Here is a 25,687-nt window from a genome sequence, read left to right on the forward strand (position 1 = left end):
CAACCGCCAGGACCATCGTAAGGTATCGCCAGCGGGGAGATATGGCATCGGCAATCACGGCGGGGGACGCTGAAGTGCTCAAACCATTCGGCAAGCATGTGCCATCGGCGCTGAGCCGGGCCGATTTCCCCAATGTCGCCAGTGCCGCCTTCGACAGCGGCCAAACCCTGCCGCAGATGCTGATCGATGCATGCCGGCGCCACGCCGGGCGTGCGGCCTTCAGCAACCTCGGGCACAGCCTGAGTTTCGGCGAGGTCGACCGCCTGAGCGGCCTGCTCGCCAGCCATCTGCGCGAAGGCCTGGGACTGGCCAGCGGCGAGCGCGTGGCGATCATGCTGCCCAACCTGCTGCAGTTTCCGGTGGCCGTGCTGGGGGTCTTGCGCGCCGACCTGGTCGCGGTGCTGGTGAACCCGCTGTACACCGCGCGCGAACTGCATCACCAGCTGGTCGACTCGGCCGCGGCCGCGCTGATCGTGCTGGACAACTTCGGCGCGGTGGCCGCCGAGGCGCTGGAAGGCACCACGGTCCGGCACGTCGTCACCACCCGCGTGGGCGACATGCTGCCGTGGCCGAAATCGCTGCTGGTGGACGCGGTGCTCAAGCATGTCCGGAAGATGATCCCGCCGTTCCATATCGACGGCGCCATCCGCTGGCCCCGCGCGCTGTCCGAAGGGCAGCGGCTGCCGGCCGTGCAGTCACGCGCCAGCGCGACCGACACCGCGCAACTGCAATACACCGGCGGCACCACCGGGCTGTCCAAGGGCGCCGTGCTGCCCCATTCGGCCCTGGTCGCCAACGTGGCTTCGGCCGAACAATGGCTGGGACACCGGCTCGACCCGGCCACCGACGCGGTGATCGTCTGCCTGCCGATGTATCACATCGCCGCTTACAGCAACGCCCTGTACAACATGGCGCACGGCCTCCATTCGGTGCTGGTCACCAACCCGCGCGACATCCCCGGCCTGGTGGCCACCTTCGCCAGGGTCAGGCCGGCCGCCTTCGCCGGCGTCAATACGCTGTACGACGCCCTGCTCAACTCGCCCGACTTCGCCAGGCTCGACCTGTCCGGACTCAAGCTGTGCCTGCAAGGCGGCACGGCGCTGCGCAGCGGCACCGCCGAACGCTGGAAGACGCTGACCGGAATGGCGGTGGTCGAGGGCTATGGGCTGTCCGAAACCAGCGCCGCGATCACCTTCAATCGCTGGGACGCGGACAACCCGGTCGGTTCGATCGGCCTGCCGCTGGCCGAGGTGGAAATCACCCTGCGCGACAGCGACGGTCGCGTGGTGGCCGATGGCGAACCGGGCGAGCTTTGCACGCGTGGCCCGCACATCACCACCGGCTACTGGCAGCAGCCGGGCGAAACGCGCGAGGCCTTTTTCGAGGGCGGCTGGTTCCGTACCGGCGACATCGCCCGCGTCGACGGGAACGGCTATTACTTCCTGCTCGATCGGCGCAAGGACATGATCCTGGTGTCGGGCTTCAACGTGTTTCCCAACGAAGTGGAAGACGTGGTCGCGATGCATCCGGGCGTGCTCGAAGCCGGCGTGGTCGGCATGCCGGACGAGAAGACCGGCGAGGCCGTGCGGCTGGTGGTGGTGCGCAAGGACCCGGCGCTGAGCGAGGAAGACCTGCGCGCCCATTGCCGCCGGCATCTCACCGCATACAAGCAACCGAAACAGGTCGAATTTCGCGACAGCCTGCCCAAGACCGCGGTAGGCAAGGTGCTGCGACGCGAACTGCGCTCATGACCGCCGCGGTGCCGCCGCGCCGAATTGTTCCACCAGGAAGTCGCTGAACGCGCGCACCAGCAGCGAGGACTGGCGATGCTGCGGATACACCGCGTGCACGGTGAACCCCTCGGGCCGGAACGCCTCCAGCACCGCGAACAGGCGTCCATCGGCCAGCGCGTCGACCACGATGAAATCCGGCAGGCTGGTGATGCCCAGCCCGGCGATCGCGGCGTCACGCAGCATCTCGCCATTGTTGGCGCGCATCGGCCCGCTTACCGACACCTTGCGCACCCGCTCGCCCACGCGATACGACCATTCCATCCGCGACGCATGACCGTAGGTCAGGCAGGCATGCGCCGCCAGTTCATCGGGCGCGGACGGCGTGCCGCGCCGGCGCAGATAGTCGGGGCTGGCGCAGGTGATCAGCTGCACCGTGGCGATCGGCCGCGCGATCAGGCTGGAGTCGGCCAGTGTGCCGATGCGCACGGCCATGTCATAGCCCTCGCCGATCAGGTCGACGGTGCGGTCGTTGAGTTCCAGCTCCACCGTGACCTCGGGATGGCGCTGCATGAACGCGGGAATCAGCGCGCCCAGATGCAGGGTGGCGAACGACATCGGCGCGCTGAGCCGCAACAGACCGCGGGGCGCGGCGGTCTGGCTGGTGATCAGCTGCTCGGCGGCGTCGACCTCCTCCAGGATGCGCCGGACGCGCTCGTGGTAGGCCAGGCCCAGGTCGGTGGCACGCAGTTGCCGGGTCGAGCGCAGCAGCAGCCGGGCGCCCAGCCGTTTCTCCAGCGCGGCGATGCGCTTGCTGACGAACTGCTTGGACAGCCCCAGCCGCTCGGCCGCCGCGGTGAAGCTTTGCGCCTCCACCGCTTCGGCAAAGATGCGCATGTCCTCCAGCTGGCTCATTGTCGCTCTCCGGTTGACAGTATTAAGCAGTTCACCGTCTTTATTGAAGCACGTGGCGACTCCAACATCCCGCTTCAGATGCAGCAGAAGCTGCGCCCCTCAACGAGGAGAGAACACCATGATGCAAGTACGCAAGGCTGCCGATCGCGGCGTCGCCGACCACGGCTGGCTGAATTCCCGCCACACCTTCTCCTTCGCCAGCTACATGGACCCCAGCCAGATCGGCTTCTCCGACCTGCGCGTGATCAACGAGGACCGGGTGGCCCCGGGCCAAGGCTTCGGCAAGCATCCGCATCGCGACATGGAGATCTTTTCCTACGTGCTGGAAGGCGCCCTGGCGCACAGCGACAGCATGGGCACCGGCTCGGCGATCAAGCCGGGCGACGTGCAGCTGATGAGCGCCGGCAGCGGCGTGACGCACAGCGAGTTCAATGGCTCCGACGAGGCGCCGGTGCACTTCCTGCAGATCTGGATCGTACCGGAGCACGCCGGCGGCGCGCCGGTCTACCAGCAGCGTCATTTCTCCGACGCGGACAAGCGCGGCCGCCTGCGCCTGATCATCTCGCCCGACGGCCGCGACGAGTCGCTGCGCATCCAGCAGGATGCCTCGGTGTATGCCGGGCTGTTCGATGGCGATGAAAGCGCCACGCTGACGCTGGACGGCGACCGCCACGCCTACGTGCACGTGGCCCGCGGCAGCATCGAGCTGGACGGCGTGAAGCTGCAGGCCGGTGACGGCGTGCGCCTGCGCCATGCGCGCACCTTGCGGCTGGACGCCGGCGACAACGCCGAGGTACTGGTGTTCGACCTGCGCCCGCAGGAACTGCCGCAGATGCCGTGAGGCAAGGCAGGCCGGCGGACGGATCGATGCGTTCGATCCGTCCGCCGGCGTTTGCGTGTTGGTCCGTCGGTGACACGCTCACCGACGCAGGCCAAACGTCATCGTCCGGAACAGGCCTCAGCCGGCAGCATCCTTCGACAGCTCCTGCCGGCGCTCCAGCACGGCCACGCTGACCTCGCAGCGCAGCGTGAAGCCCAGCGCCTGGTACAGCGAGATCGCCGCCACATTGTTCTTCCACGCATGCAGGAAGGCCGTTTCGCCACGCGCGGCGATGGCCGCAGCGACATGCCGGGACAAGCGCCCGGCGAAACCGTGGCCGCGAAAATCGGGATGCGTGCACACGCCACTGACCTCGGTGTACCCGGCGAAACGGAAACGCTCGCCCGCCATCGCCACCAGCCGGCCGTCGACGCGGATGCCGAAGAAATTGCCCATGCGATGGGTCTGGCGCAGGAACGGACCGGGCTCGGTCAGGGTCGCCAGCGCCAGCATCTCGTCGGCGTCCTCGTCATGCAGCGCGAGGATGTCGTCGCCGGTCGGCGGCGGCGCCACCGGCGACGGCGCCACCATCTGCACGCCGCGGGCCAGCTTGGCCGGCGCCAGCCCGGCGGGAATCGCGATCTCCGGCACCTGCAGGATGAACACCTGCTCCGCGGGCTGCAGCAACGCCGCCAGGGCCGCCAGCGCGGCCGGGCTGTCGTCGCGGGCGGACGCGAAACGATTGACCTGCGGCTGGTAACGGCGCGCCAGTTCATCGCCGATCGACAGTGGCGCGTGGGCCGAGGTCAGGCTGGACCATACCGGTCGGTCAAGCAGGTTCATCGTCATCGGGGGGCCTCGCCGGGTTTCGCGAGCGGTAATGCGGGCAAACGATGATGCCGCAAGCGCCGCCTCGCGTCGAAAAATCCGCGTGCCCTCGCCTCCCCGCCCGGCCGCCTTGGCAGGACCCGCGCCCGTGCTAATCTCCCGCGGAACAGCCGCCAGTACCCACCGCAGGGAGGCGAGATGCGTCCACGGCCTGAACCTTCGAAGATCGACTCCACCCATCGCCCGCTGGCGATGGCGTCGCCGCCTGTCTCGGCACGGGCAGTGCCCGGGCGAAGCTGGCGAACCCTGGGCAAGCTGCTGATCGTCTGCCTGCTGGTCACAGGCTGCCAACCCGACATGGCCGGCGACGGCGGGAGTACAGGAATGTTCGGACTCTTCAAGAAGAAAGCCGAGGCGCTGCCCTCGACGGTGGCGCCCGAGCTGCACGCGCAGCTCAAGCGCGAGACAAGCTTCCCGCAGCAGACCGCAGCTGCCGATCAAGGCTGCACCGAGGCACGCGTGGACGGCACGCCGCCGGATGCGCGTTTCGTGTCCCCCGATTTCACCGGCCCGGTCCATGACGCCTTCCGCGTCACGAGCCGGCCGGGCTTGCCGGCGCTGGCCATCGTCAATGGCGCCGGCGAGGTGCGGCTGCCGCAGTTCTGGGAACTGGCCTCCGACGCCACGCCGACCTTCGTGCGCAACATTCCCGTCCAGCTCGATCCTGCGCAGGGCAGCTGGATCACCGCCAGCGCGCGCGACGTCGGCTGCCTGCCGGGGCCATGGCTGGTCCTGGGCCTGGGCTATTCGACCAGCCGTCCGTCCGAGTACGTCGCCCTCTACAACCGGGAGACCCATCAGGTCCGGAAAATTGCCGATGCCGTCTCCGCGGGGTATTCCGTCTATGACGGCCCGTCAGGCCATGCCGACAGCCTGCTCGAAACGCGCAGCGCCGGACCCGGTCGGGCGCTGCTGCTGTACCACACGGATCAACTGCGCCTGCGCGCCGAGGTCTACGTACGCAAGTACGACCACATCATGCTGTTCTCGCCACAACATCCGCAGGGCCTCGAAGTCATCAAGCTCGGCCTCGACGACGGCAACGTGATCGACTGGACCGTCATCGACAAGACGCTGTGGCTCCGCACCCGGGATCGGCGCAACGACAAGCAACCCGATGGCATGGTCTGGTCACTGGATCTTTCGTCCGTGTTCTGACCGCGCCACTTTCCACGCAACGAATCACCAGACTCAAGGAGGGGGAACATGGCGGATTTCGCACTGGCACCGACCGAGGCAGCCAACATTGCCCTCAATGCCTATTTCGCATTGAAGGACTGGTCGCTGAAGCAGCCGACGGCAGGCGTCGAATCACGTAGCAACCTGCAGGACCTGGTCCTGGGCTCGGGCAAGACACGGGGCGACTTTCCCGCCAACAGCTCGGTCGGAAAGAGTTTCCCCGGTGCACAGCTGGGCCAGGTGTTCAGCGGCAACACCGGCTGGAATACCGCCTCGGGCTTCGGCTACGTGTTGCACTTCGAGCGGTTCGGGCAGCGCCACGCCGTCATCGCCGTCCGCGGCACGCGTCCCGAACTGGGCTGGTATGACATCGGCACGGATTTCCGCTTCGCCCATACCGGTTTCGGCGACTTCGGCCGGGTGCACAAGGGTTTTGCCAACGCGTTCGGCAGCATCCTGCCGCAGCTGCAGCGCGAACAGGGCGCGATCCTGGCGGCCGACGTCATCCATTGCATCGGCCACAGCCTGGGCGGCGCCATCGCGACCCTGATCGCCGGTCACTACGCCGCGCTGAATCGTCCCGTCCGGCTGTACACCTTCGGCAGCCCGCGCGTGGGTTATCGCGATGCGCACCAGGCGTTCGAGCGGCGCATCGGCAAGGAAAACATCTTCCGCACCGCGCACAACCGCGATCCGATCACGATGATCGCCACCTATCCCTACAAGCATGTGCTGGCGCCCTATACCGAGCCGAACAACTTCACGCTGGAGTCTCCCAGCTCCAGCATTGCGCTGGCCAACCACGACATGTACGCCTACGCGAACACCATCCGCGACGCCAGGAACTGGAGCGACGTGCGCGGCATGGCCGCGTCCTGCGACCACTCCAACAGCAAGCTGGCGCAGGCGCTGATGGCCGATGCCAGCATGAGCTGGTTCAAGAAGCTCACCCTCAACACGCTGGCCGCCCTGCTGACCCTGTTCGAGGACGTGCTGCGTGTGGCCGCCCGCGGTTTCTACGACGCGGTGACCGGCGTCGACGTGATCGCGGCCGTCATCTGCGACGGCGTGAAGATGATCGGCGAAGTGGGCGAGCGCCTGAAGTACCTGCTGCGGCTGGCCGCGCGCTGGGCCGAGATCCACGTGGCCAACGAGGCGGCGCTCACCGACGCGGTGATCCGCGCGATCCTGCAGGCGATGACGTCCCGCATCAACCAGGTCGGCATCGCGGCCCTGCAGCGCGCCGCCTCGTTGCTGCGGCCGGCACCGCTGCTGCTTGCCGGCAGCCTGCTGATTTCGGCCTCGGCGCTGTGACCGCGATGGATCGCCGCGAGTTTGCCTGGTTGCTGCTGCACGCCAATGCCCTGCCGATGCTGGCGATGCAGCAGGTCATGGGCGAGATCCGCGAGGATCTGGCCCACGCCGAACCCCCCACCGACGACGGACTGACCGAGGCGCAGCGCGAAGAACAGTCGCGCATCGCGATGAACGAGCTGGCCGACCGCATCGAAGCCGATCCCGAACTGGCGGCGCTGACCGTCTTCAACTTCGCCGCACCGGCGATGTCCGAAGAAGAGATCGACCGGCTGGAACAGCAATCGCGCGACGAAGACGCCGCCGCGAAGCAGGCCATGGCCGAGCTGGACGAGCTGCCCGACGGCCCGCTGGACATCGGCAGCTTCCTTGCTCGCGCCTATGCGAAAGCGCTGCCAGCCGCCCGCGTCGATGCCGCCTTCGCCCGTGCCGACGTGCCGGCGCTGCTTTCGGCGATCGCGCAGTTGCCCAGCGACCTGCCGCCGCTGACCGCGCCCATGGACGGCGCCGGCATGGCGCGCTGGCTGGCATTCTTCCGCACGGAAGACCCGCAGTGCGAGGCGCTGGTGTTCGAGGTCAGCCGTCTCGACGACGGCGACTGACGCACCATCCCGATTCCGCCCCTCCGGCGCGTGTCGAATTTCCGACGCGCCATTCGTCGTCATCCCGAAACGCCCACGGGCATCATCGGGAGACACGCATGAAGTTGTACTGGTCGGATGTGCTGGCGCCGCGCAAGGCCTGCGCCGTGGCGAAATACCTGCAATCGCCGCTGGACTACGTCTACCTCGACCTCGGTCGCGGCGAGCACAAGGCAGCGGAATATCTCGCGCTCAACCCGAACGGCAAGGTGCCGACCCTGGTCGACGGCTCGCGCGTGCTGTGGGAGGCCGACGCGATCATCTGCCACCTCGCGGCCCGCAGCGATTCGGAACTGTGGCCCCAGGACGCCCGCCAGATCGACGTGATCCGCTGGTTCAGCTGGAGCGCCCAGCATTTCACCGCGCAGGCCGGCGCACTGTATTTCGAGTACATCATCAAGCCGCGTTTCGGCATCGGCAAGGCCGATCCGGTCGAGACAGGGCGCGCCACCGACGCGTGGCGCCAGCACGCCGCCGTGCTGGACGGCCACCTGCGCGATCGCCGCTGGCTGGTCGGCGACACGCTGACCCTGGCCGACTTCGCCGTGGCCGTCGCCCTGCCCCACGCCGACGACGCGCACATCCCGCTGCAGGACTTCCCCGCGATCCGGCGCTGGCACGACCGCATGAACGAACTCGACGCCTGGCGTGAACCCTTCCCCGAGCCCGCCCTGAGCGAATGAACCCTGGATTCGCCTCCGGGAGGCGTCACGGCTGCCGGCACGCTCAGAGCTTGCCCTGGGCAATCCACAAGCGTCCGGACTGCAGATCCAGGGTGATCACCTTGTCACGCAGGAAGGGCATGCCCAGGTTGCCATCCAGGATCATGTCCGGCGTGAACGCTGCGCCGGTGGCGCGCAGTCCCGCGGCGACTGGGAAGTCGGCTTGCTGCGGCCCCTCGATCGCGGGGTCGAGGCCGAACAGCGCCGCGTAGGGCCTCGACACCAGAAGCGTTCCGCCATTGCCCGTGTCCAGCTCGAACCACAGCATGCCGTTGGGCGTGGACACGCCCATGGAAGCCGCCAGAGCATGTCCCTGCACTTCGCGCGACAGCAACACCGGCAGTTCCCGGGCGACCGCGATGCGCTGCTGCAGGCTGGATCGCGATTCGATGATCAGGCGCCGGCCGGGCAGGTCGACCGTGATGGTCTTGCCCGCAAAAAGATCCAGTGCGATCGAACCCGCCACCGGCTTGGCATCCCTGGCCACCAGCGACGCCACATCGAAGACCAGGGTCACGGGCGCACGCAACACCTGGCCGTCCACGTGGAAGTCCACGTTGTCACAGCGAGGTGCGTCCAGCCGGTCTCCCATCATCCGGAAACCGCTGAGTCGCCCCCACGGCTTGCAGCCGGCCGCCTTGGCGAAGGAAGGCGAAAGCAGGGTAATGCCACCGGCGGTATCCAGCAGGAACAGGCCGTCATGGCCGTTCACCGTCGCATGCACGGCCACCGTCTTGCGATAGCTCTCAAGTTTGAACACGGCTTCCGGCCGGGCCGCGCGGGCGACCGTGCCGAACAGCAGCAGGCTGGCGAGGATCATGATGCGTCGTTGCATGAAGGCTCCGGGTGATGACTGCGGGAAGTCCGCCAGCCATGGCACTTTATCCGACGCGATGGCCCGCCTAATCTGGACTTCCCGAAACCAGTATTCAGTCGCGCTGAACAATCCATGGATCGCCTGCAGAGCATGTTGTATTTCTCGCGCGTGGTCGCGCTGAAGAGCTTCCGTCGCGCCGCCGCCGAACTGGGCATGTCGGCCGCCACGGTGACCATGCACGTGCGCCGGCTCGAGCAGACGCTGGGCGTGCGCCTGCTCGACCGCAACACCCGATCGCTGAAGTTGACCGAGGACGGGGTGATCTATCTCGGGCACTGTCGTCAGGTGCTCGACGACATCCGGCAGATGGAAACCCTGCTGGGTTCACACGGCAAGACGCTGCGTGGCGTGCTGCGGGCGGACGTGCCGATGATCCTGGGACGGCGGATCATCGCCCCGCAGTTGCAGGTGTTCCTGCGCCAGCATCCACAGCTCACCCTTCAACTGACCATGGAAAATCGCTCCAACGACCTGATCGGCCGCGACTGGGATTGCGCGATCCGCATCGGCGAACTGCCGGACTCCTCGCTGCTCGCCCGGCAACTGGGCGCCATGCGCTGGATCACCTGCGCCGCGCCCGATTACCTGGAACGCGCCGGAACGCCGCAGTCGCCCGAGGACCTGGCCCGGCACAACTGCCTCGGCTTTATGCCGGTAGGCCAACGCACGCCCGCACCCTGGCAGTTTCTTCGCGATGGCAAGATCACCGCCATGCTGGTTCACGGCAACCTGAGCATGGACTCGCTGGATCCGCTGCTGGAAGCCGCGGCCGCCGGCGCCGGCATCGTCCAGGTCGACGAGATGGCCGCCCGCGACCTGCTGGTGCAGCATCGGCTGCGCCAGGTGCTGGCAGGCTTCGCGACCGAGGGACCGCCGATCATGCTGATCGCCAACAGTGGCCGGCAGATGTCGGCCAAGGTGCGCGCATTCGGCGACTTCGTCGCCAGGCTGCTGAGCCGATCCGATGACCCGGAACCTGCGCGGGGCGGTGGCGCCTCCGTCAGCGGATCGCGGTGACCAGGATCGGCAGCTCCCAGGCGCCGCCGGGCGTCACCTGTTTGCACATGCCGGAGCTGGACAGTGCCGTCTGCACGAATTGCCGGCCATCCCAGGTCCATCGCTCGGAGGACAGGCAATCGCCCAGGCCACGCCCCTTCTGGCTGGACTCGATGCCGCCATCGGCATAGCCGGAGCCGTCCGTGGTGACCAGCACCGGCGCGAAGGGAGGTTGGGCGTGGATGACCCAGTAGGCATAGCCCTCGTTGTAGGCGGCCTGCCAGCACATGACCGAAACCAGCCAGTGCCCGTCGTCGAGTCGCGCCGCCTCGAAGGAAAGCTCGTCGGGCCTGGCCTCGAACAGGTTCGCGCAATCGTCCGCGCTGGTGGTGGCGGCAAGCTGCTTCTGCAGCGTGGCCGCCTGCCGCTGGAGGACGGGCGAAGGCGTGGTGGCGTGGTCCAGGGCCTTCGCCGCATGCACCAGCGGCATCGGCTGCGCCGCCGGCACCTGCTGCTCGTCGTGCGGACCCTTCCTGACCAGTGCGCCCCGGGTGCCGATGCGTCCCTGCGCATCATCCATCTTCAGCAACACCGCGCTGGCGCCGTCGCCGGACAGATGCCAGCTGTCACCGCCAGCGAGAAACTCGATCCGGCTGTGCCGGGACAGCGATGCGATCAGCTCCGCCACCTGTTCGCCGGAAAGCTGGCCGATCGCGGTTTCGTGACTGACCGACACGGTGCCCAGGGCCTTGCCGTCAATGCGCATCTGCAAGATCGCCGGATCGGGCAGCCGCTCGAGCATCGCCACATCGTCATCGCCGTACTGGCCAAGCATCAGTTGGCCGGCCACTGTCGTGCCCGGCCCCGCCTTGCGCGTCAACAGCACCGAGACGGCATGGGCGTCATCGTCGGTCTGGTAGCCGGCAGCGCGACAGGTTCCGGTGTTGTCGCAGGCGATCTCCCAATCACCGTGCTGGAACTGGATTCCCGGCCGGCTCGGGCTGGTGGCACCGGCGTGTGCCGTCATCACAAAAAGGGCCACTGCGAGAAATCCGTATCGCCTCATGATGCATTCCTGTCGGGGGTTGATGGGTTGATCCGCGATTGCCGCGATCTTTCCCTATGCTGTGTGCCACTCAAGTCACCCGCTCGCCCGCGGCCACACGAACCGCGGTCACGTCGGCCGGTTCGGGATGGATGGCCAGACGCAGCCGGCCTCCGCTCCGCAACAGCCTCAGGTGCCGGTGCCTGACCAGGTAGGTCACCGCCACGGCCGCCGCGGCCACGCCGGCCAGCGCGCCCACTCCCAGCGCCCAGCGTGCGCCAAAGTGGTCGACCACCCAGCCGACCAGCGGCGCGCCGATCGGCGTGCCACCCATCACCACCGCAATCCGCAACGCCAGCACCCGGCCACGCATGCCGCGTTCGGTGGTGAGCTGCATCATGGAATTGCTGGCGGTCATGAAGGTGAGCGCGGCCACGCCCACGAAGAACAGCACGCCGGCGAACAGGAGCGGACCTGGCATCACCGCCGCCAGCGCCAGGGTGAGGCCGAACGCCGCCGCGGCACCGCCCATCAGCACCATGCCGGGCAGTTCGCGACGGGCCGAAAGCAGCGCCCCGCACATGGTGCCCGCGGCCATCGACGAGGTCAGCAGGCCGTACTGGCTGGCGTCGCCGTGGAACACCGTCACCGACATGGTCGAAATGTAGATGGCGAAGTTGAAACCGAAGGTGCCGAGCAGGAACAGCATCACCAGCACGGCCATCAGGTCCGGCCGTCGCCCCACGTAGCGAAACCCCGCGAGCAGGCTGCCTCGCGTGCTGGCAGGCCGCGCCTCGGCATGCAGCTCGTCCACCCGCAGCATCCACAGCGACACCATCACCGCGGCGTACGAACCCGCGTTGATCAGGAACAGCCAGCCCTCGCCGACCGCGGCAATCAGCACGCCGGCCACCGCCGGCCCCAGCATGCGGGCGGCGTTGAACGAGGCGGAGTTCAGCGCCACCGCGTTGGCCAGGTCATCGTCGGTGACCAGGTCCGACACGAAGGCCTGCCGTGCCGGCGCGTCGAACGCGGTGACGATGCCCAGCAGCAGGGCAAAGCCGTACACCTGCCACAACTGCACCACGCCGGTGAGGGTGACCAGCCCCAGCCCCAGCGCCAGCAGGCCCGAAACTGCCTGGGTGAACAGCAGCAGTTTGCGGCGGTCCAGGTGATCGGCGGCCAGCCCGGTCAGCGGCAGCAACAGCAGCGGCGGCCCGAACTGCAGCGCCATCACCGTGCCGACCGCGGTGGCGTTGTGGTGGGTCAGCACGGTAAGCACCAGCCAGTCCTGGCCCACCCGCTGCATCCACGTGCCCACGTTGGACACCAACGCACCGGCGGCCCACAGCCGATAGTTATGACTGCGCAGCGAATGGAACATGCCGCTCATGGCTTGCCGCTCGGGCGTGGGGAAGTGCCGGCGGTCGGCGCGGCGATCGTTGCGGCGGCCGGCGCATCCGCACCATCGCGCGTCCAGACAAACGTTGCCACGCTGCTGGCGGGCAGGTCGTACTCGAAGCGCAATGCGCCCTGCCGCACCGACAGGCGGTTGGTCTGGGTGTTGCCGTTGACCGCCACCAGCACCACCGAGCCGTCGTCCGGATTCTGGAAGGCCACTTCGTGCACGCCCGCGTTGGTGTTGCCGGACTTCACCCGCACCGCGCCCGGCAACACGAACCGGCTGAAATGGGCGAATGCGTAATACTCGTCATTGCGGCTGATCGCGCCCGTGGTGGAGTCGATGGTGACCACGCCCTTGCACTCGTCGCAGCCGCCCGCGTGGGGGCCATGGTTTTCGTCCAGCGCCAGGTTCCAGTACACCACGCCCCGCGCCCAGTTCTTCACCCCCATCATCACGATGTTGCGCGCAAACAGCAGCAGCTCGCCGTTGCGGGCGGACGGCCAATCGCCACCCGAACATTCGGTGAGGTAGGCGTCCTTGCGGGGAAACGCGCGGTGCACCGTGGTCTGCGCACTCGGGTCGCCGCTGTAGCAATGCCAGGCGATGCCCGCGAGATAGCGTTGCGCATCGGGATCGGCCAGCACGCTCAGCGGCTGGTCCGGCGCATCCCAGTTGTGGTCCCAGCCCAGGATCACCGTTTCCGGCTTGCGCCCTGCCAGGGCGGGGCCGAGATACTTGCCGATGATCCGGGCGCGCGCATCGGCGGCCAAGGTCATGCCCGGATAGGTCAGCGGTTCGAACGCGGGCTCGTTCTGCACGGTCAGCGCGAAGATCGGTATGCCGGCACCCTGGAACGCGTCCACGAAGTGCACCAGGTAGGTCGCATAGGTCGCCTCCCAGGATTCCAGCAAGGTGCCGCTGATCAGGTTGGCGCTGCTCTTCATCCACGCCGGCGCACTCCACGGCGAGGCGATGATCAGCGCGCCGGGCTGGATGACCAGGATGTCGTGCAGCACCGGAATCACGTTGCGCTGGTCCACGGCGACATTGAAATGCTGCAGATCGGGATCGACCTCGCCGGCGGGCATGTCGTCCGGGCTGTAGTGCTGCAGCGAGAAATCCGAGGCGCCGATGGTGATGCGCAGCATGTTGAAGTTGAGCCCCGGCGGCGGACCGAACAGCTCCTGCAGCAAGGCGCTGCGCTGCGAAGGGCTGAGCCGGTTCTGGATCAGCCACGCCGACGAATCGCTGAGCGCCGCCCCGAAGCCGGCCATGGTCTGGTACTTCCGGTCGAGGTCGATGACGACATCGGCCTCGCTGGCACTCGCGGCCTGCGGGTGCGCGAACGTATCGGACTGCGCCGCCAGCTGCAGGCGGCGATCCGCCGTGCTCAGCCACACGTGGACCCGCGGGCCGGTGAGCGCAAGCACCTTGCCCGTGGTTCCCGCGAACAGGCCCGGGCGCGGCCAGTCCATCGCCGCCAGCGCCACCAGTGTCAGCAGCAGCACCGACAGCAGGGGCGTCCAGCGACCCACCCCCGAGGCTTCATCCATGGCGCGATCGCTTGCCCCGGATGGATCGGTGCACTCCCGGTTCGGCGCTCATCGCGCCACCGTCCCGGGACAGGTCGCCTCTGCGGCGCCGGCGCTGTCCGCCGCGATCCGCACATCCGCGAACGCGGCCGAGAACGGCGGCGCGGCGAGCACGCCGAACGGCACGTCGACATGGGCAAGGTCCGCGCCGGGCCGGATGAAGCACTGCAACGGGATGGACACCGCATGTCGCTGGCCCGTCTTGTACGCGGCGAACATCGCGCTGACATCCACCGTCCGCGTGCAGCCCTCGCCGCAGCCCATGTAGATCGTGACCGGACCACGTGCCGGCGTGCCGATCACCAGGTCGAACTGCAAGGCGGCATGGGTGGCCAGCAGCGGCATCAGGTCGGTCGGCTGCGGGCTCTGCGCGAAGAACCGGCCGGGCCCGCGCCAGGTGATCGACTTCGCATCCTGCTGCGTGTTGACCTGCACCGTGCGCAGGCTGAAAACAGGCTGGTCGGCAGGCCACTCGATCACCGCATTCAGGTCCGCGCCCACCGCCTGCACCTTCTTGCCGTCACGGCCCGCGCCCAGGTACAGCGCAAAGGGCGACTGCGCCAGCGTGTGGAAGATCGGCAGCGTCGAGCTGTTGGCGCAAGTCATGACCCCGGCATGCAGCGGCAGCGCCGGCAGCTCGTGGTGGGCGCGATAGTGCAAGCCGTAGCCACGCCCGAACAGCCAGTTCGCCGCCTGGTCGTCGCCGGCGTACGGGCATGGCACGCCCGGCCACGGCATCGACAGCGTGCCGGTGAAATCGAACGCGGGCCTGCCCTGCCCTTCGGCGAACAGCAGGTCGGCGATGCCCTCGCCTTCCGAGCCGGGCAGCCAGCCGGCCACGAACGCGTCGGAATGGTTGAGCAGCGCGTTGACGAAAAGCGGACGTCCGGACAGGAACACCGTCACCACCGGCTTGCCCGACGCCGCTGCCGATTTCAGCAGGGCCAGGTCCTCGGGGTGACGATCGCCGTGGCGCAGCGTGGCCGAGGGAATGATGTCGCCCATGGTTTCCGCGTACGGGGTTTCGCCGATCACCGCGATGATCGCGTCGAACGTCCCGGGATCCACGCCGTCGGCCGTGGCGCGGTAGCTGACGTTCGCCGCGCCGTCGGCCGCGCGGATGCCGGCCAGCACGCTGGTCGCGTTGGGGAAATCGGCGTTGCCGTTGTCGGTGCCCTGCCAGGTCAGCGACCAGCCGCCGACCTGGTTGGCGATGGTGTCAGCGCTCTTGCCGACCACCAGCACCCTGCTGCCGCGCCTGAGCGGCAGCACGTCGTGGTTGTTCTTCAGCAGAACCAGCGACTCGCGCACCGCGCGGCGCGCCAGCGCCCGATCCTGCAGGCGACTCGCGTCCCCGGCCCCCGCGCGCTGCGACGGACGCTTGCCGAACGCACCCATCACCAGCTTGGCGCGCACGATGCGGCTCACCGCATCATCGATGCGCGCCATCGGGATCTCGCCGTCCTGCACCTGGCGCGTGGTGTTGGCGATGAAGGCGCGCCAGTCGTCGGGCACCATCACCATGTCGATGCCGGCCTTGATCGCCTGGGGACAACTGGCATTGCTGCAGCCGGGCAGCTGGCCGATCGCGTTCCAGTCGGACACGATGAAACCGGGGAAGCCCATCTTCTCCTTCAGCACGCCGGTCAGCAGCGCACGGGCGCCGCTCATCTTGCCGTAGTTGATCCCGTCGACTGCGTCGTCCCAGCTGTTGTACGACGCCATCACGCTGAGCACGCCCGCTTCCAGCGCGCCGACATAGCCCGCGCCGTGCACGTTGATCATGTCGCGTCGGCTCACTTTCGCCACGCCCTGGTCGGTGCCGTTGGCGGTCGCGCCATCGCCGATGAAGTGCTTGGCGGTGGCCAGCACGTTGGCGTCGCCGAAATGCCCCTGCAAGCCGTCGATGTAGGCGCGGGCGTAGGCATGCACCAGCGGGCCGTCGCTGGAAAAACTTTCGTAGGTGCGGCCCCAGCGCGCGTTCTGCGCCACCGCCAGCGTGGGGGCGAAGGCCCAGTCGATACCGGTGGCGCGCACGGCGCGCGCGGTGGCCGCGCCGATCTGCCGGATCAGCTCCGGGTCATGCGCCGCGCCCAGGCCGATGTTGTGGGGAAACAGCGTGGCGCCGAACACGTTGCTGTGGCCGTGCACCGCGTCCGTGCCCCAGATGACCGGCACCTTCACCGGCGCATCGACCGCCATCGACGCGTCGTAGTAGCGATCCGCCAGCGCCAACCAGTCCGCCGTGCCGGCGTGCTTGTTGCCCTGCGGCCACGAGCCGCCGCCGTTGAGCACCGAGCCGATGTAGAACTGGCGCACCTGGTCGGGCGTGATCGACTTGATCTCCGCCTGGGTCATCTGGCCGATCTTCTGCGCCAGGCTCATCCGCGCCACGATGTCGTGCACCCGGGCATCGAGCTGCGGGTCGGTCTTCCGGGGCGAGGCGATGTGCGGCCAGTCGGTGTAGTGCGTCAGCTTGCCCACCCCGGGCGAAGCCGTCTGCGCTGCCACCGCTCCACGGCCTGCCATCAACATCACCACGCTGGCGCAAGCCAGACCCGCCCACCGGCTACCGATCATCGGAACTCTCACTCAAATCATCAAACCTGCGCGCGATGCCAAGCCCGTGCGCCACGTACCCGTGCGAACCTCGAACCACCACCGCTTCCAATCGTCATTCCCGCCCATGCGGGAATGACGTCGGGGAGAGCTGTCCGGTTTTGCCGGCCCAGCCTACAACTTGTAGTTGATGCCAAACAGGACCGTGCGCCCCCAGGTGTCGTATTCCAGCGGCCGGGTCATCGGCACATTGTTTGGCAAGGTGGCGACCTGCACCGAGGAATCCGACGAGTTGGTGAGGTTGTTGACCTGCAGCAGCAGCGACAATCCATTCCAGCGTCCGCTGCTGAACGCGTAGCCCAGTTGCAGGTCGGTCTGCCGGTTGGCCAGGATCTTCGTGTAGCCCAGCTGGTCGAACAGGGCCACCGCCTCGCCGGTGAACGACGAGCGATAACGTTCGGCCACGCGCACCGAGAAGCCGTAGCGTTCGTAGAACAGCGCCAGGTTCGCCACCTTGCGCGACAGGCCGGGCAAGGTCTTCGGGCCGCCCGGAACGGACGAAATCGACGACAGCGGAATCGAGCTGTTGGTCAGCGAAAAGTTCGCCTGCGCGCCAAACCCTTCCAGCGCATGCGCCAACAGGCCGCCCTCCAGCGCGCCGGACAATTCCAGGCCATCCATCTTGCCGCCGGTTCCGTTTTCCGGCGTGGTGAACGAACCGATGTTGCTGGTCGGCACCAGGGTCGGCGTGTCGTTGGTGTAGTTGGAGAAGTCGTAGTCCAGCACGGTCTGGTTGTAGATGTAGTTGAGCAGGTTCTTGTGGAACACCGCCGCGGCCACGTAGCTGGCGTTGCCGAAATACTTCTCCCACGACAGGTCGGTGCCGACCGCCACGTACGGGCGCAGCTGCGGGTTGCCGCCGCTGCCCGACCACAGCACCTGGCCCGCGCCGGGACCGTCGGTGATCTTCGACACGCCGGCCGAGGTGGACACCTTCTCGTCGTCGATGCGACCACGCGCCATGGTCTTGGCCAGACCGAAGCGCAGGTACTGCCGCTCGCCGATCTCGGCCACCAGGTTCAGGCTGGGCAACACGTTGTTGTACGTCGCGCCATCCCGGATGCTGCCGACCAGGGTGTCGCCATTGGTCTGCAGCGCCTGCGACGACTGGTCGGTGTGCACGAACTGCACGCCCACGTTGCCGCGCAGCGGGATGTCGCCCAGGCGCGTGTCGATGTTGAACTTCACGTAGGCCAGCGGCACCTTCTCCTCGACGGAGTAGTTGCGGCTCCAGTCACCCTGCCCGTTCTTGGGCACCCGGTAGAACTGGTTGCCATACAGCGCGCCCAGCACGTTGTAGTTGAGGATGCCGGGGATGCCGCCGTAGCCCAGCGACGTGGGGTTGTACAGCAGCGAGGGATCGACCGGCGCGCTGAAGTGGTTCTGGTAGGTGTCCTGGGTCGAGCCGTTGCCGTCGAGGTAGGCGAACAGCACGTCGGCATGCTTGGTCTTGGTGCGGTCCGAATAGGCCACGCCGAAATCCATGTCGCTGAAGATCCAGCCCACCGCATGACTGGCCTGCAGGCGCAGCGCGTGGATGGTGTCGTCCTGGCGGTCCAGCTCCTCGCGACCGTTGTAGCCGTAGTTGTCCGGATCGGTGAACACCATCGTGCCGGGGTCGGCCAGGTTGGCCACCGGGCGGAAGTCCGGATAGCCGAAGCCACTGGACGTGTTGAACGCGACGTCGGTGAGGGCGCCGTTCGCCAGTCCGCTGAACAGGTAGGCATCGTGCAGCTTCACTCGTGCACTGGACGAGGACAGGTCGGCCATCAGCGTCCAGTCGCCCAGGTACAGCTTGTTGTTCCAGCCGATCGAGTAGAGCTTGTCGTGTTCCTTGGTGTATTCGTTCTGCAGGATCGGCGCGACGCCGAGAATCGTGCCGCCGGTGACGATCGGCAACGGCTGGCCGGGCACGGTCTGCACGTTGTCGTAGCCGACGTTGTCGTACGGGCTGCTCGACCACTGCGCGCCGTTGGTGAACTTGCGCTTGGTGAAAGTCGAGTAGTACATGTCCAGCTTCGAGTAGTAGGTGTCGTTCGGCGCCCACTCCAGCACGGTCATCAGGCCGTTGCGCTTCTGGCTCTGCGACTGCGCGCGCAGTTGCATGCCTTCCTGCGAGATCACGTTGTCCGGCATGCCCGGCGTGTGCGGACCGCCCCAGTTCTGGTCGATGCCGGCGCTGCCGTTGTCGGCGCTCCACCACCACGCCTGGTACTGCTTCTCCTGGATCGGCTGGTCGACCGTGGCGACACCGATCGCGAGACCCAGCGTGTGGTTGAAGAACTGGTCGACGTACGAAAAGCTGGCGCGATGGCCGTTGGTATCGGTGCCGGTGCCCGGATTCAGCGAGCCGTTGCCGTTATGTTCGCCGCGCAGGTTGAACACGAAGGTGCGCCTGGACAGATCCAGCGGATTGATCGTGTGCAGATCCACCGTGCCGGACAGGCCCTGTCCGACCAGGCTGGCATCGGGCGTCTTGTAGATGGTCACGCCGTTGATCAGCTCGGCGGGATACTGGTCGTATTCCACGCCCCGGTTCTCGCCCACCGTGGCCTGTTCGCGCCCGTCCAGCGTGGTGCCGGCAAAATCCGGCGACAGGCCGCGAATGGCGATCGCGTTGGCATGACCATCGGCGCGCTGGGTAGCCAGGCCCGACACGCGCGACAGGCTGTCGGCGATGCTGACGTCGGGCAGCTTGCCGATGTCCTCGGCCGAGATCGCCTCGACGATGTTGTTGGCGTCCTCCTTGGTCTTCATCGAACTGGCGATGCTGCTGGCGATGCCGGTCACCACCACGCCGCTCATGTCCGTCACCGGCTGCTTCGGCTTCTTGCCGGCCTTGTCGCCGGGCTTCGCCTTGCCGTCCTGCGCCGTCGCAGTCGTGCTGACGGGCGCCGCCTGCGGCTGGGTCGTGGTGTCCTGCGCGGCGGCAGGTCCGGCGCCGGCGAAGGCAAACAATGCGACTGCACACGCGGCAGCCAGCGGACGCGGATAAAAACGGACTGGCGCGGACGCGCCACGCAATGCACGACGATGGTTCATGAAGGCCTCCCTTTTGCCCCTGGTTTTGATTTGAAGTCGCGCTGGCAGCATGACGCCGATGTTGCGCCAGGCAGCCGACACGAAATGGCGACGCGATCACTATGCGATGCGTCGGCGGCTGAGCCTACTCCGTTTGGATCAATCGCCGGAGAGCGGGCGCGGCCTTCCGTTCAAAGCACAGTCACTTCGCAAAAATTTGCGCCACCTTCGCGAAGCAGTCGCCCGGTGTGGCGCTACCGACCGAGCTCGGCGATCACGGGAAAATGATCGGAGGGATAGCGTGCGCCGTCGTGGGTGGTGATCGTGTGGACGGCGATCGCCTTGAAACCGCGGCTCAGTATCCAGTCGATGCGCTGGTCGGGGTTGCCGGTGAAATTGTGGAACGTCTTCGCCGGACCGGAGCGCGACGCCGCAGTCATCCACGCATCTTGCAGGTCATGCGTCAACGCGGCGTGCACCGGCGTTTCGGGCGCGCAGTTGAAATCCCCGGCCAGGATCACCCGCGTGTCCGCTGGCAGCTTGCCGATCCACTGCACGATCTCCTTCGCGCTCAACATGCGCGGTCGCACATCCTCGTCGCGATACGGGAAGTGCGTGTTGAGATAGACAAAGCTGCCGCCGCCATCGCGCTGGCGAAACCGGGCCCAGGTCACCATGCGGGGGAGCGGTTGGCCCCAGGTCCGGCTGCCCGGCACGTCCGGCGTATCGGAAAGCCAGAAGTCGCCGGAGTGCTCCACCGTCAGGCGATCCGTGCGGTAGAACACGCCCATGTGCTCGCCCTTGGTGCCACCGTCGCGTCCCTGTCCGAACCACGCGTAACCCGGCAGGTGCGCGGCAAGATACTCGCCCTGCTCCTCGGTCAGTTCCTGGGTGCCGAGCAGGTCCGGATGCTGCTCTTCGATCACCTGCACCATCAGGTCGCGCCGGTTCTCCCAGGCATTCATGCCGGTATCCGCCGGCACCCGCACGTTGAACGTCATCACCCGCAGCGGCGTTTCGGCCGCGCGTCCCGGGACGCACAGGCCAAGCATCAACACGCAGGCAAACACCGAAGACCAGTGGCGCAGGTTCATCAGCCATCTCCAGAACGGAAGCGGGAAGTCGAGTCTAGCGGGATTGCCGGCCGCTGCAGCCCCTGCAAAAACCTGCGGGCAGCACCGCGGTCGCGGTTGCCGTCGCGGAGGCGTCGCCAGGGAACGGACGCCGGGTCACCGTCGTCGGGTCGCCGACACGGGAAGATCGTGCGAGTCTTCGCCCTCGGGAACGGCCCGTGCCGGGCCATCAGACCACGGGACTAACGATGCGCCGATGGATATTTGCATTGCTGCTTTTTGTCGTTGCCGGCGCCGTGCCGGCAACTTCCGCCGTGAAGGCCGCACCATCGACAGCCCCCGGGCAACCGGTGGTGCGGATCGATGATGTCGCGCGTTTCTACGCCGTCTACGACAAGGCCCACGGCACGCCATCGGCCGCAGCACTGCAGGCTGGTTATCTCGACGGCGGATCGGCGGGACTGCAGCAGTTCGTCCAGGCGCGCATCTTTTCCGCGCAGAAGCTCGCCGATGCGATCGGGAAATCACCGGGGGCTTTCCGCGATGCGCGCCAGTGCGTACCGATGCTTCCGGCGGCACGCGAGCAACTGCGCCAGGTCTTTTCCGAACTGACCCGGCTGGACCCGCAGGCCGCCCTGCCACCGGTGACCATCGTCATCGGGCGCAACAACACAGGCGGAACCACCACGCCCGAAGGCGTCACCATCGGCCTGGAAGTCGTCTGCCGATCGAACTGGCTGGACCCGGACATCGTGCAGCGGCTGGTTCACCTGATCGCCCACGAGTACGTGCACGTACAGCAGCCGGCTGCGGGAGTCGATCCGCCGGCGGATGCCACGCTGCTGTTCACCTCGCTGGTGGAAGGCGGCGCCGAGTTCATCGGCGAGCTGACTTCCGGCGAGATCACCAACAGTCATCTGAAGCGATGGACGCGAGGCAGCGAATGCCGCATCGAACGCGATTTCGAAACCGGGGCGATGGGCACCGGGATGTCCGACTGGCTCTACAACGGTGTCGGCACGCCCGAGCGGCCGGGCGATCTCGGCTACTGGGTGGGTTACCGCATCGTGCGCGCCTATTACGCGCAGGCCACGGACAAGCAGCGCGCCATCCAGGACATCCTCAATGTCGACAACAACAACGCCGCCGCCCTCCTCGAACGCAGCGGCTGGCGGGCCGACCATGACTGTCGACGTGCCACTCGCGAGCAGCGGAAGGCATTCGCCGGAAACGGGCATTGATCCCGTGTCCTGACCGGCAGACGGCCGCACATGCCTGTGGCCAGACAGCTTTACCGAGAATCGACGCCACGTGTCCAAATCGCCGAAGCTCGCGCGTCATGGGAATGGCGGCGCACACTGCCCGCCGATCACTCACTGTGGAGAACTTCGATGCAATATCTGTTGATGCTGTATGGAAACGAGGGCAGCTGGTCGCAGATGACCCCGGCCGAACAGGCTCAGGGCGTCGCCGCCTATGCGGCCTACACGCAGGCACTGAAGACCGGTGGCGCGCTGGTCGGCTCGAACCGCCTGCAGAACAGCACGACCGCCACCACCGTGCATGTCGCCGACGGCAAGTCGCAGGTGCTGGATGGACCGTACGTGGATTCCAAGGAGCAACTGGCCGGCTATTACCTGATCGATGTGCCGGACCTGGATGCGGCGCTGGCCTGGGCCGCGCGCTGCCCCGGAGCCAGCCACGGCACGATCGAAGTGCGGCCGGTCTGGAGCATGTAGTTGGAAGCCGCGGCGCAGGCGCGCCGTACTGCAGACGCCGTGGCGCGTCGCAGCTACGGCAAGCTGATCGCGTTCCTGGCCGCCGCCATGCGCGACGTGGCGGCGGCCGAGGATGCGTTGTCCGAGGCATTCGCCTCCGCGCTGGCGGACTGGCCGCGCAACGGCTGTCCCGCCAACCCGGAGGCATGGTTGCTGACCGTGGCCCGGCGCAAGGGCATCGATGGCATTCGCCGCCGTCGCAGTGGCGAAGCGGCCGCCGCTCAGCTGCAGCTTCTGGCGGAGATCGACGACACCGCAGCGGCGATCGCGGATGACGAGGCCATCCCCGACCAGCGCCTCGCGCTGCTGTTCGCCTGCGCCCATCCGGCGATCGACGCGGGCATCCGCGCACCGCTGATGTTGCAGGCCGTGCTGGGGCTGGATGCGAAAACGATCGCCTCGGCGTTCCTCGCGTCACCCGAGGCCATGGGCAAACGCCTGGGCCGGGCGAAACAGAAGATCCGCGAAGCGGGCATTCCGTTCGCCATCCCCGCGCGCGACGAGCTGGCCGGGCGGCTGGACGGCGTGCTGGATGCGATCTACGCCGCCTACGCGGAAGGCTGGAGCGATCCCGGCGGTACCGACCTGATCCGTCGCGACCTCACGGCCGAGGCGTTGTTCCTCGCCGACCTGGTGGCCCGGCTGCTGCCGCAGGAACCCGAGGCGCTGGGTCTGCTGGCCTGCCTGCTGCATGCGCAGGCCAGATGTGGTGCACGCCGCAACGCGGCGGGCGACTACGTGCCGCTGGCCGAGCAGGACGTCGCGCTGTGGGACAACGCGATGATCGACGAGGCGGAAGCACTGCTGTTGCGCGCCAGCACGCTGGGCCGCATCGGCCGGCATCAACTCGAAGCCGCGCTGCAGTCCGCGCATGTCGAGCGCCGCCGCAGCGGGCGCACCGACTGGACGCCCGAAGTGCAGATCTACGATGCGCTGCTTGCGCTCTCCGGCTCACCGGTGGTCGCGCTCAACCGCGCGCTGGCCATCGCCGAACTGCAAGGTCCGTCCGCTGCGCTGGATATCCTGGAAACACTCGCCGCCGACGGGCGGCTGCTGCAATACCAGCCTTACTGGGCCGCACGCGCAGCCTTGCTAGCCCGAACCCATGCCTATCCCGAAGCCCGCGACGCGTTCGACATGGCGATCGGCTTGGCCAGCGACCCCGCCGTCCGCCGTTTCCTGCAGGAACGCCAGGCCGCGCTGCCGCGCTGAATTCAGCGCGAGGCAACCGCCGAGCCCGCGGCTTTCCCGCGCATGCAGGCGGATCTTCCTGCGTCACTGCATCGAGGCCATCCGCAACCCGTGCCGCGCCAACACCTCATTCGGCCGCCTTCGGCGCACTGAAAGTCTTGCTGTAGATGCCCGAGCGATCGAAGCAACAGGCGCGACGCTTGCCGCTGGCAAGCATGTCGCAGGCCGTGCGGATCCGTCGTTCGCGCGTCTCCGCCTTCTTGCCCGAGCTGATCCAGTGAATCCAGTCCCGACGTGCCACGGGCGTGATGTCGTTCCAGGACGCAAGAGCCGTGGGCTGGGCGGCGAGTGCCTTGCGCAGATCGGCGGGCAGCTTCGGCTCCGGCTCCACCCCGACCGGTGCGAACGTCAGCTGGATCGTGTCACCCACGGCGATCCCGGCGGCTTCCCGCAGAGCCTGTTCCACCTGGAGCCAGTGGCTGCCCTGGCCGTCCGGTTCCAGCGTGGCCTGGAACGGATGGCCGCCGAGCAGGCCGTCCACCGTCACCATGCTGCGTGTCGGCAGCTTCGCGCTCGCTGCCGTCGGCAACACCAGGAACGCCCAGCTCGCGTCTTTCGGAATCGCAGGGCGCAGCAGCTTCGCCCTGCATCGGATCGTGTCGGCGGAATGATTCATGGCCAGGGATGGTAGCCGAGGGTCACAGGCCATGCCGAGCGGAGGCCATGCTTCGACACCTTTGCGCTACCTTTACCCGGATCAGCGATGCACGAGGCAGACGCCATGACCCACCACGCCAAACCCTGCGCCAGCCGCGTGCCTCCTCCGCACGTGCCGCCGGTTTTCATCGAGGGCATGCGTTATGCCCAGGTTTCCGGCGCGCTTGAAACGGATGGCCAGATCGGCGGCATGCTCGCCGCGTGCGACGCCTCCCATCGAGAAGTGTGGCGGCTCAAGGTCTACGAAAATCCGCGTCGTCCCGAGCTGGAAGGCGACGTGCAGGACGTGTGGTTCCGCTCGCTGCGCGTCGAAGGTGGCAAGCTGCTGATCGAGAACGAACGCGGAGAACGGTTCGAGGTCGATCCCGCGACACGACAGGTCTGCCGCCGTCCGGCGCCGGCCGCCGCACCCCGGTCCGACCTCGATCCGCTTTCAGGCCAGCCGCCCATCCACCTCCCCGGGTGATCACCAGCGGGACACGGGGCAGCTGCACTTGTCGGTTCTGTCGCCAGGAGGTGCGTCCGCCCCATGCACGCCAGCGCCAGCGGCCTCGACCAGCACACCGAAACGTCTCCGGTCCGACGACTCAGCGCTTCTTCCCGCCGAAACCGGGAATGGCCGTGGCCTGTTGCATCCACGCGGCGACCTGGTGTTCGTCGAGTTCCTCCACCGACGCGAGGTCCACGCCGCGCGAGTCCTTGCCCATCCCGATCGGAGTAACCGGCGGCACGGGCTGGAGCGAAGTGCCGCGGCCGAAGGTCAGCTTGACGTGACCGATGAAGCCGCCGCACGAGAAGCACCAACCGTCACCGACGCCATACCACGCCATGCCCCACTTCACCGAGCGCTTCAAGTCCGGCAAGGTCCTGGCCGCCAGCGCATCGACGGATTCGGCGATGCCGCGTTGCGGTTGCGGCAGGCTGCGGATATAGGCAAAAACCGGCTCGTCTCCGTCCCTGGCCTTCGCCGAGCTGGCCCGGCCCGTCATGGCCGCCAGCAGCTTCGTAGCGCCCACTGGTTCCGCCGCGTGCTCGCCGGCCTTCGACTTTGCCTTGGCGACCTGACTGGCCCCGGCTTTTGCTGCCACCTTGTCGCCTGTCTTCCCGGCGTCAACTGCGCGTGTCATTTCACGTCTCCCATAAACGAGAAAAGGGTCAGAGTGC

The 25,687-nt window shown here is 67.4% G+C and carries 22 protein-coding genes; 11 read left to right on the plus strand and 11 right to left on the minus strand.

All coding sequences use genetic code 11. From position 1 onward, the window contains the following. Positions 1-74: 74 nt before the first annotated feature. The gene (locus ASD82_RS12970; protein ID WP_056718279.1) at positions 75-1,751 is read left to right on the plus strand and encodes an AMP-binding protein; all 1,677 of its coding nucleotides are present in this window, start codon (positions 75-77) and stop codon (positions 1,749-1,751) included. On the opposite strand, the gene ASD82_RS12975 is transcribed toward ASD82_RS12970, so the two are convergent. Continuing rightward, the gene (locus ASD82_RS12975) at positions 1,746-2,645 is read right to left on the minus strand and encodes a LysR family transcriptional regulator (RefSeq protein WP_056718241.1); all 900 of its coding nucleotides are present in this window, start codon (positions 2,643-2,645) and stop codon (positions 1,746-1,748) included. The genes ASD82_RS12970 and ASD82_RS12975 overlap by 6 nt on opposite strands. A 118-nt stretch (positions 2,646-2,763) precedes the next feature. Between ASD82_RS12975 and ASD82_RS12980 the strand changes: the two genes are divergently transcribed. Next, positions 2,764-3,486 (plus strand): pirin family protein, encoded by a 723-nt coding sequence (locus ASD82_RS12980; RefSeq protein ID WP_056718242.1) that lies wholly within the window; start codon positions 2,764-2,766, stop codon positions 3,484-3,486. A gap of 117 nt (positions 3,487-3,603) precedes the next feature. Here ASD82_RS12980 and ASD82_RS12985 read toward each other — a convergent pair whose 3' ends face one another. Next, positions 3,604-4,308, minus strand: coding sequence for a GNAT family N-acetyltransferase (locus tag ASD82_RS12985; RefSeq protein ID WP_056718280.1), 705 nt, complete (start codon positions 4,306-4,308; stop codon positions 3,604-3,606). A gap of 183 nt (positions 4,309-4,491) precedes the next feature. Between ASD82_RS12985 and ASD82_RS12990 the strand changes: the two genes are divergently transcribed. From ASD82_RS12990 to ASD82_RS13005, 4 genes are all read left to right on the plus strand, one after another. Continuing rightward, on the plus strand, positions 4,492-5,511 hold the full coding sequence (locus ASD82_RS12990) for a hypothetical protein (RefSeq protein ID WP_157599268.1): 1,020 nt from the start codon (positions 4,492-4,494) through the stop codon (positions 5,509-5,511). 48 nt (positions 5,512-5,559) lie between these two features. Continuing rightward, positions 5,560-6,846, plus strand: a complete 1,287-nt coding sequence (locus ASD82_RS12995; RefSeq protein WP_056718244.1) for a lipase family protein — start codon at positions 5,560-5,562, stop codon at positions 6,844-6,846. 5 nt (positions 6,847-6,851) lie between these two features. Beyond that, positions 6,852-7,448: a hypothetical protein gene (locus tag ASD82_RS13000; RefSeq protein WP_157599269.1), complete on the plus strand. Its 597-nt coding sequence runs from the start codon at positions 6,852-6,854 to the stop codon at positions 7,446-7,448. A 98-nt stretch (positions 7,449-7,546) separates the two neighbouring features. Further along, entirely contained in the window at positions 7,547-8,170 is a 624-nt protein-coding gene (locus ASD82_RS13005; RefSeq protein WP_056718246.1) for a glutathione S-transferase family protein, read from the plus strand. A 43-nt stretch (positions 8,171-8,213) separates the two neighbouring features. Here ASD82_RS13005 and ASD82_RS13010 read toward each other — a convergent pair whose 3' ends face one another. Then, positions 8,214-9,044 (minus strand): aspartyl protease family protein, encoded by an 831-nt coding sequence (locus tag ASD82_RS13010; protein WP_056718247.1) that lies wholly within the window; start codon positions 9,042-9,044, stop codon positions 8,214-8,216. Between the two features lie 114 nt (positions 9,045-9,158). Between ASD82_RS13010 and ASD82_RS13015 the strand changes: the two genes are divergently transcribed. Then, positions 9,159-10,103, plus strand: coding sequence for a LysR family transcriptional regulator (locus ASD82_RS13015; RefSeq protein ID WP_056718248.1), 945 nt, complete (start codon positions 9,159-9,161; stop codon positions 10,101-10,103). Here ASD82_RS13015 and ASD82_RS13020 read toward each other — a convergent pair. The 6 genes from ASD82_RS13020 to ASD82_RS13045 form a co-directional block, all read right to left on the minus strand. Then, the gene (locus ASD82_RS13020) at positions 10,087-11,124 is read right to left on the minus strand and encodes a DUF1176 domain-containing protein (RefSeq protein ID WP_235580712.1); all 1,038 of its coding nucleotides are present in this window, start codon (positions 11,122-11,124) and stop codon (positions 10,087-10,089) included. The genes ASD82_RS13015 and ASD82_RS13020 overlap by 17 nt on opposite strands. Before the next feature lie 94 nt (positions 11,125-11,218). Next, positions 11,219-12,520, minus strand: coding sequence for an MFS transporter (locus ASD82_RS13025; protein WP_056718250.1), 1,302 nt, complete (start codon positions 12,518-12,520; stop codon positions 11,219-11,221). After that, complete coding sequence (locus ASD82_RS13030) at positions 12,517-14,085, minus strand: glycoside hydrolase family 30 beta sandwich domain-containing protein (protein WP_056718251.1); 1,569 nt, start codon at positions 14,083-14,085, stop codon at positions 12,517-12,519. The genes ASD82_RS13025 and ASD82_RS13030 overlap by 4 nt, the downstream gene beginning before the upstream one ends. Before the next feature lie 48 nt (positions 14,086-14,133). Then, entirely contained in the window at positions 14,134-16,653 is a 2,520-nt protein-coding gene (locus ASD82_RS13035; protein WP_235580713.1) for a glycoside hydrolase family 3 N-terminal domain-containing protein, read from the minus strand. A 204-nt stretch (positions 16,654-16,857) separates the two neighbouring features. Continuing rightward, positions 16,858-19,785 (minus strand): TonB-dependent receptor, encoded by a 2,928-nt coding sequence (locus ASD82_RS13040; protein ID WP_056718252.1) that lies wholly within the window; start codon positions 19,783-19,785, stop codon positions 16,858-16,860. A gap of 233 nt (positions 19,786-20,018) precedes the next feature. Beyond that, on the minus strand, positions 20,019-20,858 hold the full coding sequence (locus tag ASD82_RS13045; RefSeq protein ID WP_200950299.1) for an endonuclease/exonuclease/phosphatase family protein: 840 nt from the start codon (positions 20,856-20,858) through the stop codon (positions 20,019-20,021). A 227-nt stretch (positions 20,859-21,085) separates the two neighbouring features. Here ASD82_RS13045 and ASD82_RS13050 point away from each other — a divergent pair, with 227 nt between their 5' ends. The 3 genes from ASD82_RS13050 to ASD82_RS13060 all read left to right on the plus strand — a co-directional run bounded on the left by ASD82_RS13050 (position 21,086) and on the right by ASD82_RS13060 (position 23,827). Further along, positions 21,086-22,078 (plus strand): DUF2268 domain-containing putative Zn-dependent protease, encoded by a 993-nt coding sequence (locus ASD82_RS13050; RefSeq protein ID WP_082585345.1) that lies wholly within the window; start codon positions 21,086-21,088, stop codon positions 22,076-22,078. A gap of 150 nt (positions 22,079-22,228) precedes the next feature. After that, positions 22,229-22,576, plus strand: coding sequence for a YciI family protein (locus ASD82_RS13055; RefSeq protein ID WP_056718254.1), 348 nt, complete (start codon positions 22,229-22,231; stop codon positions 22,574-22,576). A gap of 39 nt (positions 22,577-22,615) precedes the next feature. Beyond that, positions 22,616-23,827: a DUF6596 domain-containing protein gene (locus ASD82_RS13060; protein WP_235580714.1), complete on the plus strand. Its 1,212-nt coding sequence runs from the start codon at positions 22,616-22,618 to the stop codon at positions 23,825-23,827. Between the two features lie 106 nt (positions 23,828-23,933). Here ASD82_RS13060 and ASD82_RS13065 read toward each other — a convergent pair whose 3' ends face one another. Then, entirely contained in the window at positions 23,934-24,482 is a 549-nt protein-coding gene (locus ASD82_RS13065; protein ID WP_056718256.1) for a YdeI/OmpD-associated family protein, read from the minus strand. A 177-nt stretch (positions 24,483-24,659) separates the two neighbouring features. On the opposite strand from ASD82_RS13065, the gene ASD82_RS13070 reads away from it, so the two are divergent. Next, positions 24,660-24,989 (plus strand): hypothetical protein, encoded by a 330-nt coding sequence (locus ASD82_RS13070; protein ID WP_082585346.1) that lies wholly within the window; start codon positions 24,660-24,662, stop codon positions 24,987-24,989. Between the two features lie 121 nt (positions 24,990-25,110). Here the strand turns inward: ASD82_RS13070 and ASD82_RS13075 are convergent, their stop codons facing one another. Continuing rightward, positions 25,111-25,611, minus strand: coding sequence for a DUF1801 domain-containing protein (locus ASD82_RS13075; RefSeq protein WP_235580715.1), 501 nt, complete (start codon positions 25,609-25,611; stop codon positions 25,111-25,113). Positions 25,612-25,687 lie beyond the last annotated feature (76 nt).

This window comes from Rhodanobacter sp. Root179 (assembly GCF_001428465.1).
In the GTDB taxonomy this organism is placed as follows: Bacteria; Pseudomonadota; Gammaproteobacteria; order Xanthomonadales; family Rhodanobacteraceae; genus Rhodanobacter.

Excerpts from the sequence above, each read along its gene's own strand:
- ASD82_RS12975 (WP_056718241.1), bottom strand. The coding sequence starts at position 2,645 with ATGAGCCAGCTGGAGGACATGCGCATCTTTGCCGAAGCGGTGGAGGCG.
- ASD82_RS12980 (WP_056718242.1), top strand. The coding sequence starts at position 2,764 with ATGATGCAAGTACGCAAGGCTGCCGATCGCGGCGTCGCCGACCACGGC.
- ASD82_RS12985 (WP_056718280.1), bottom strand. The coding sequence starts at position 4,308 with ATGAACCTGCTTGACCGACCGGTATGGTCCAGCCTGACCTCGGCCCAC.
- ASD82_RS12990 (WP_157599268.1), top strand. The coding sequence starts at position 4,492 with ATGCGTCCACGGCCTGAACCTTCGAAGATCGACTCCACCCATCGCCCG.
- ASD82_RS12995 (WP_056718244.1), top strand. The coding sequence starts at position 5,560 with ATGGCGGATTTCGCACTGGCACCGACCGAGGCAGCCAACATTGCCCTC.
- ASD82_RS13000 (WP_157599269.1), top strand. The coding sequence starts at position 6,852 with ATGGATCGCCGCGAGTTTGCCTGGTTGCTGCTGCACGCCAATGCCCTG.
- ASD82_RS13005 (WP_056718246.1), top strand. The coding sequence starts at position 7,547 with ATGAAGTTGTACTGGTCGGATGTGCTGGCGCCGCGCAAGGCCTGCGCC.
- ASD82_RS13010 (WP_056718247.1), bottom strand. The coding sequence starts at position 9,044 with ATGCAACGACGCATCATGATCCTCGCCAGCCTGCTGCTGTTCGGCACG.
- ASD82_RS13015 (WP_056718248.1), top strand. The coding sequence starts at position 9,159 with ATGGATCGCCTGCAGAGCATGTTGTATTTCTCGCGCGTGGTCGCGCTG.
- ASD82_RS13025 (WP_056718250.1), bottom strand. The coding sequence starts at position 12,520 with ATGAGCGGCATGTTCCATTCGCTGCGCAGTCATAACTATCGGCTGTGG.
- ASD82_RS13030 (WP_056718251.1), bottom strand. The coding sequence starts at position 14,085 with ATGGATGAAGCCTCGGGGGTGGGTCGCTGGACGCCCCTGCTGTCGGTG.
- ASD82_RS13035 (WP_235580713.1), bottom strand. The coding sequence starts at position 16,653 with ATGGCAGGCCGTGGAGCGGTGGCAGCGCAGACGGCTTCGCCCGGGGTG.
- ASD82_RS13040 (WP_056718252.1), bottom strand. The coding sequence starts at position 19,785 with ATGAACCATCGTCGTGCATTGCGTGGCGCGTCCGCGCCAGTCCGTTTT.
- ASD82_RS13045 (WP_200950299.1), bottom strand. The coding sequence starts at position 20,858 with ATGAACCTGCGCCACTGGTCTTCGGTGTTTGCCTGCGTGTTGATGCTT.
- ASD82_RS13050 (WP_082585345.1), top strand. The coding sequence starts at position 21,086 with ATGCGCCGATGGATATTTGCATTGCTGCTTTTTGTCGTTGCCGGCGCC.
- ASD82_RS13055 (WP_056718254.1), top strand. The coding sequence starts at position 22,229 with ATGCAATATCTGTTGATGCTGTATGGAAACGAGGGCAGCTGGTCGCAG.
- ASD82_RS13065 (WP_056718256.1), bottom strand. The coding sequence starts at position 24,482 with ATGAATCATTCCGCCGACACGATCCGATGCAGGGCGAAGCTGCTGCGC.
- ASD82_RS13070 (WP_082585346.1), top strand. The coding sequence starts at position 24,660 with ATGCGTTATGCCCAGGTTTCCGGCGCGCTTGAAACGGATGGCCAGATC.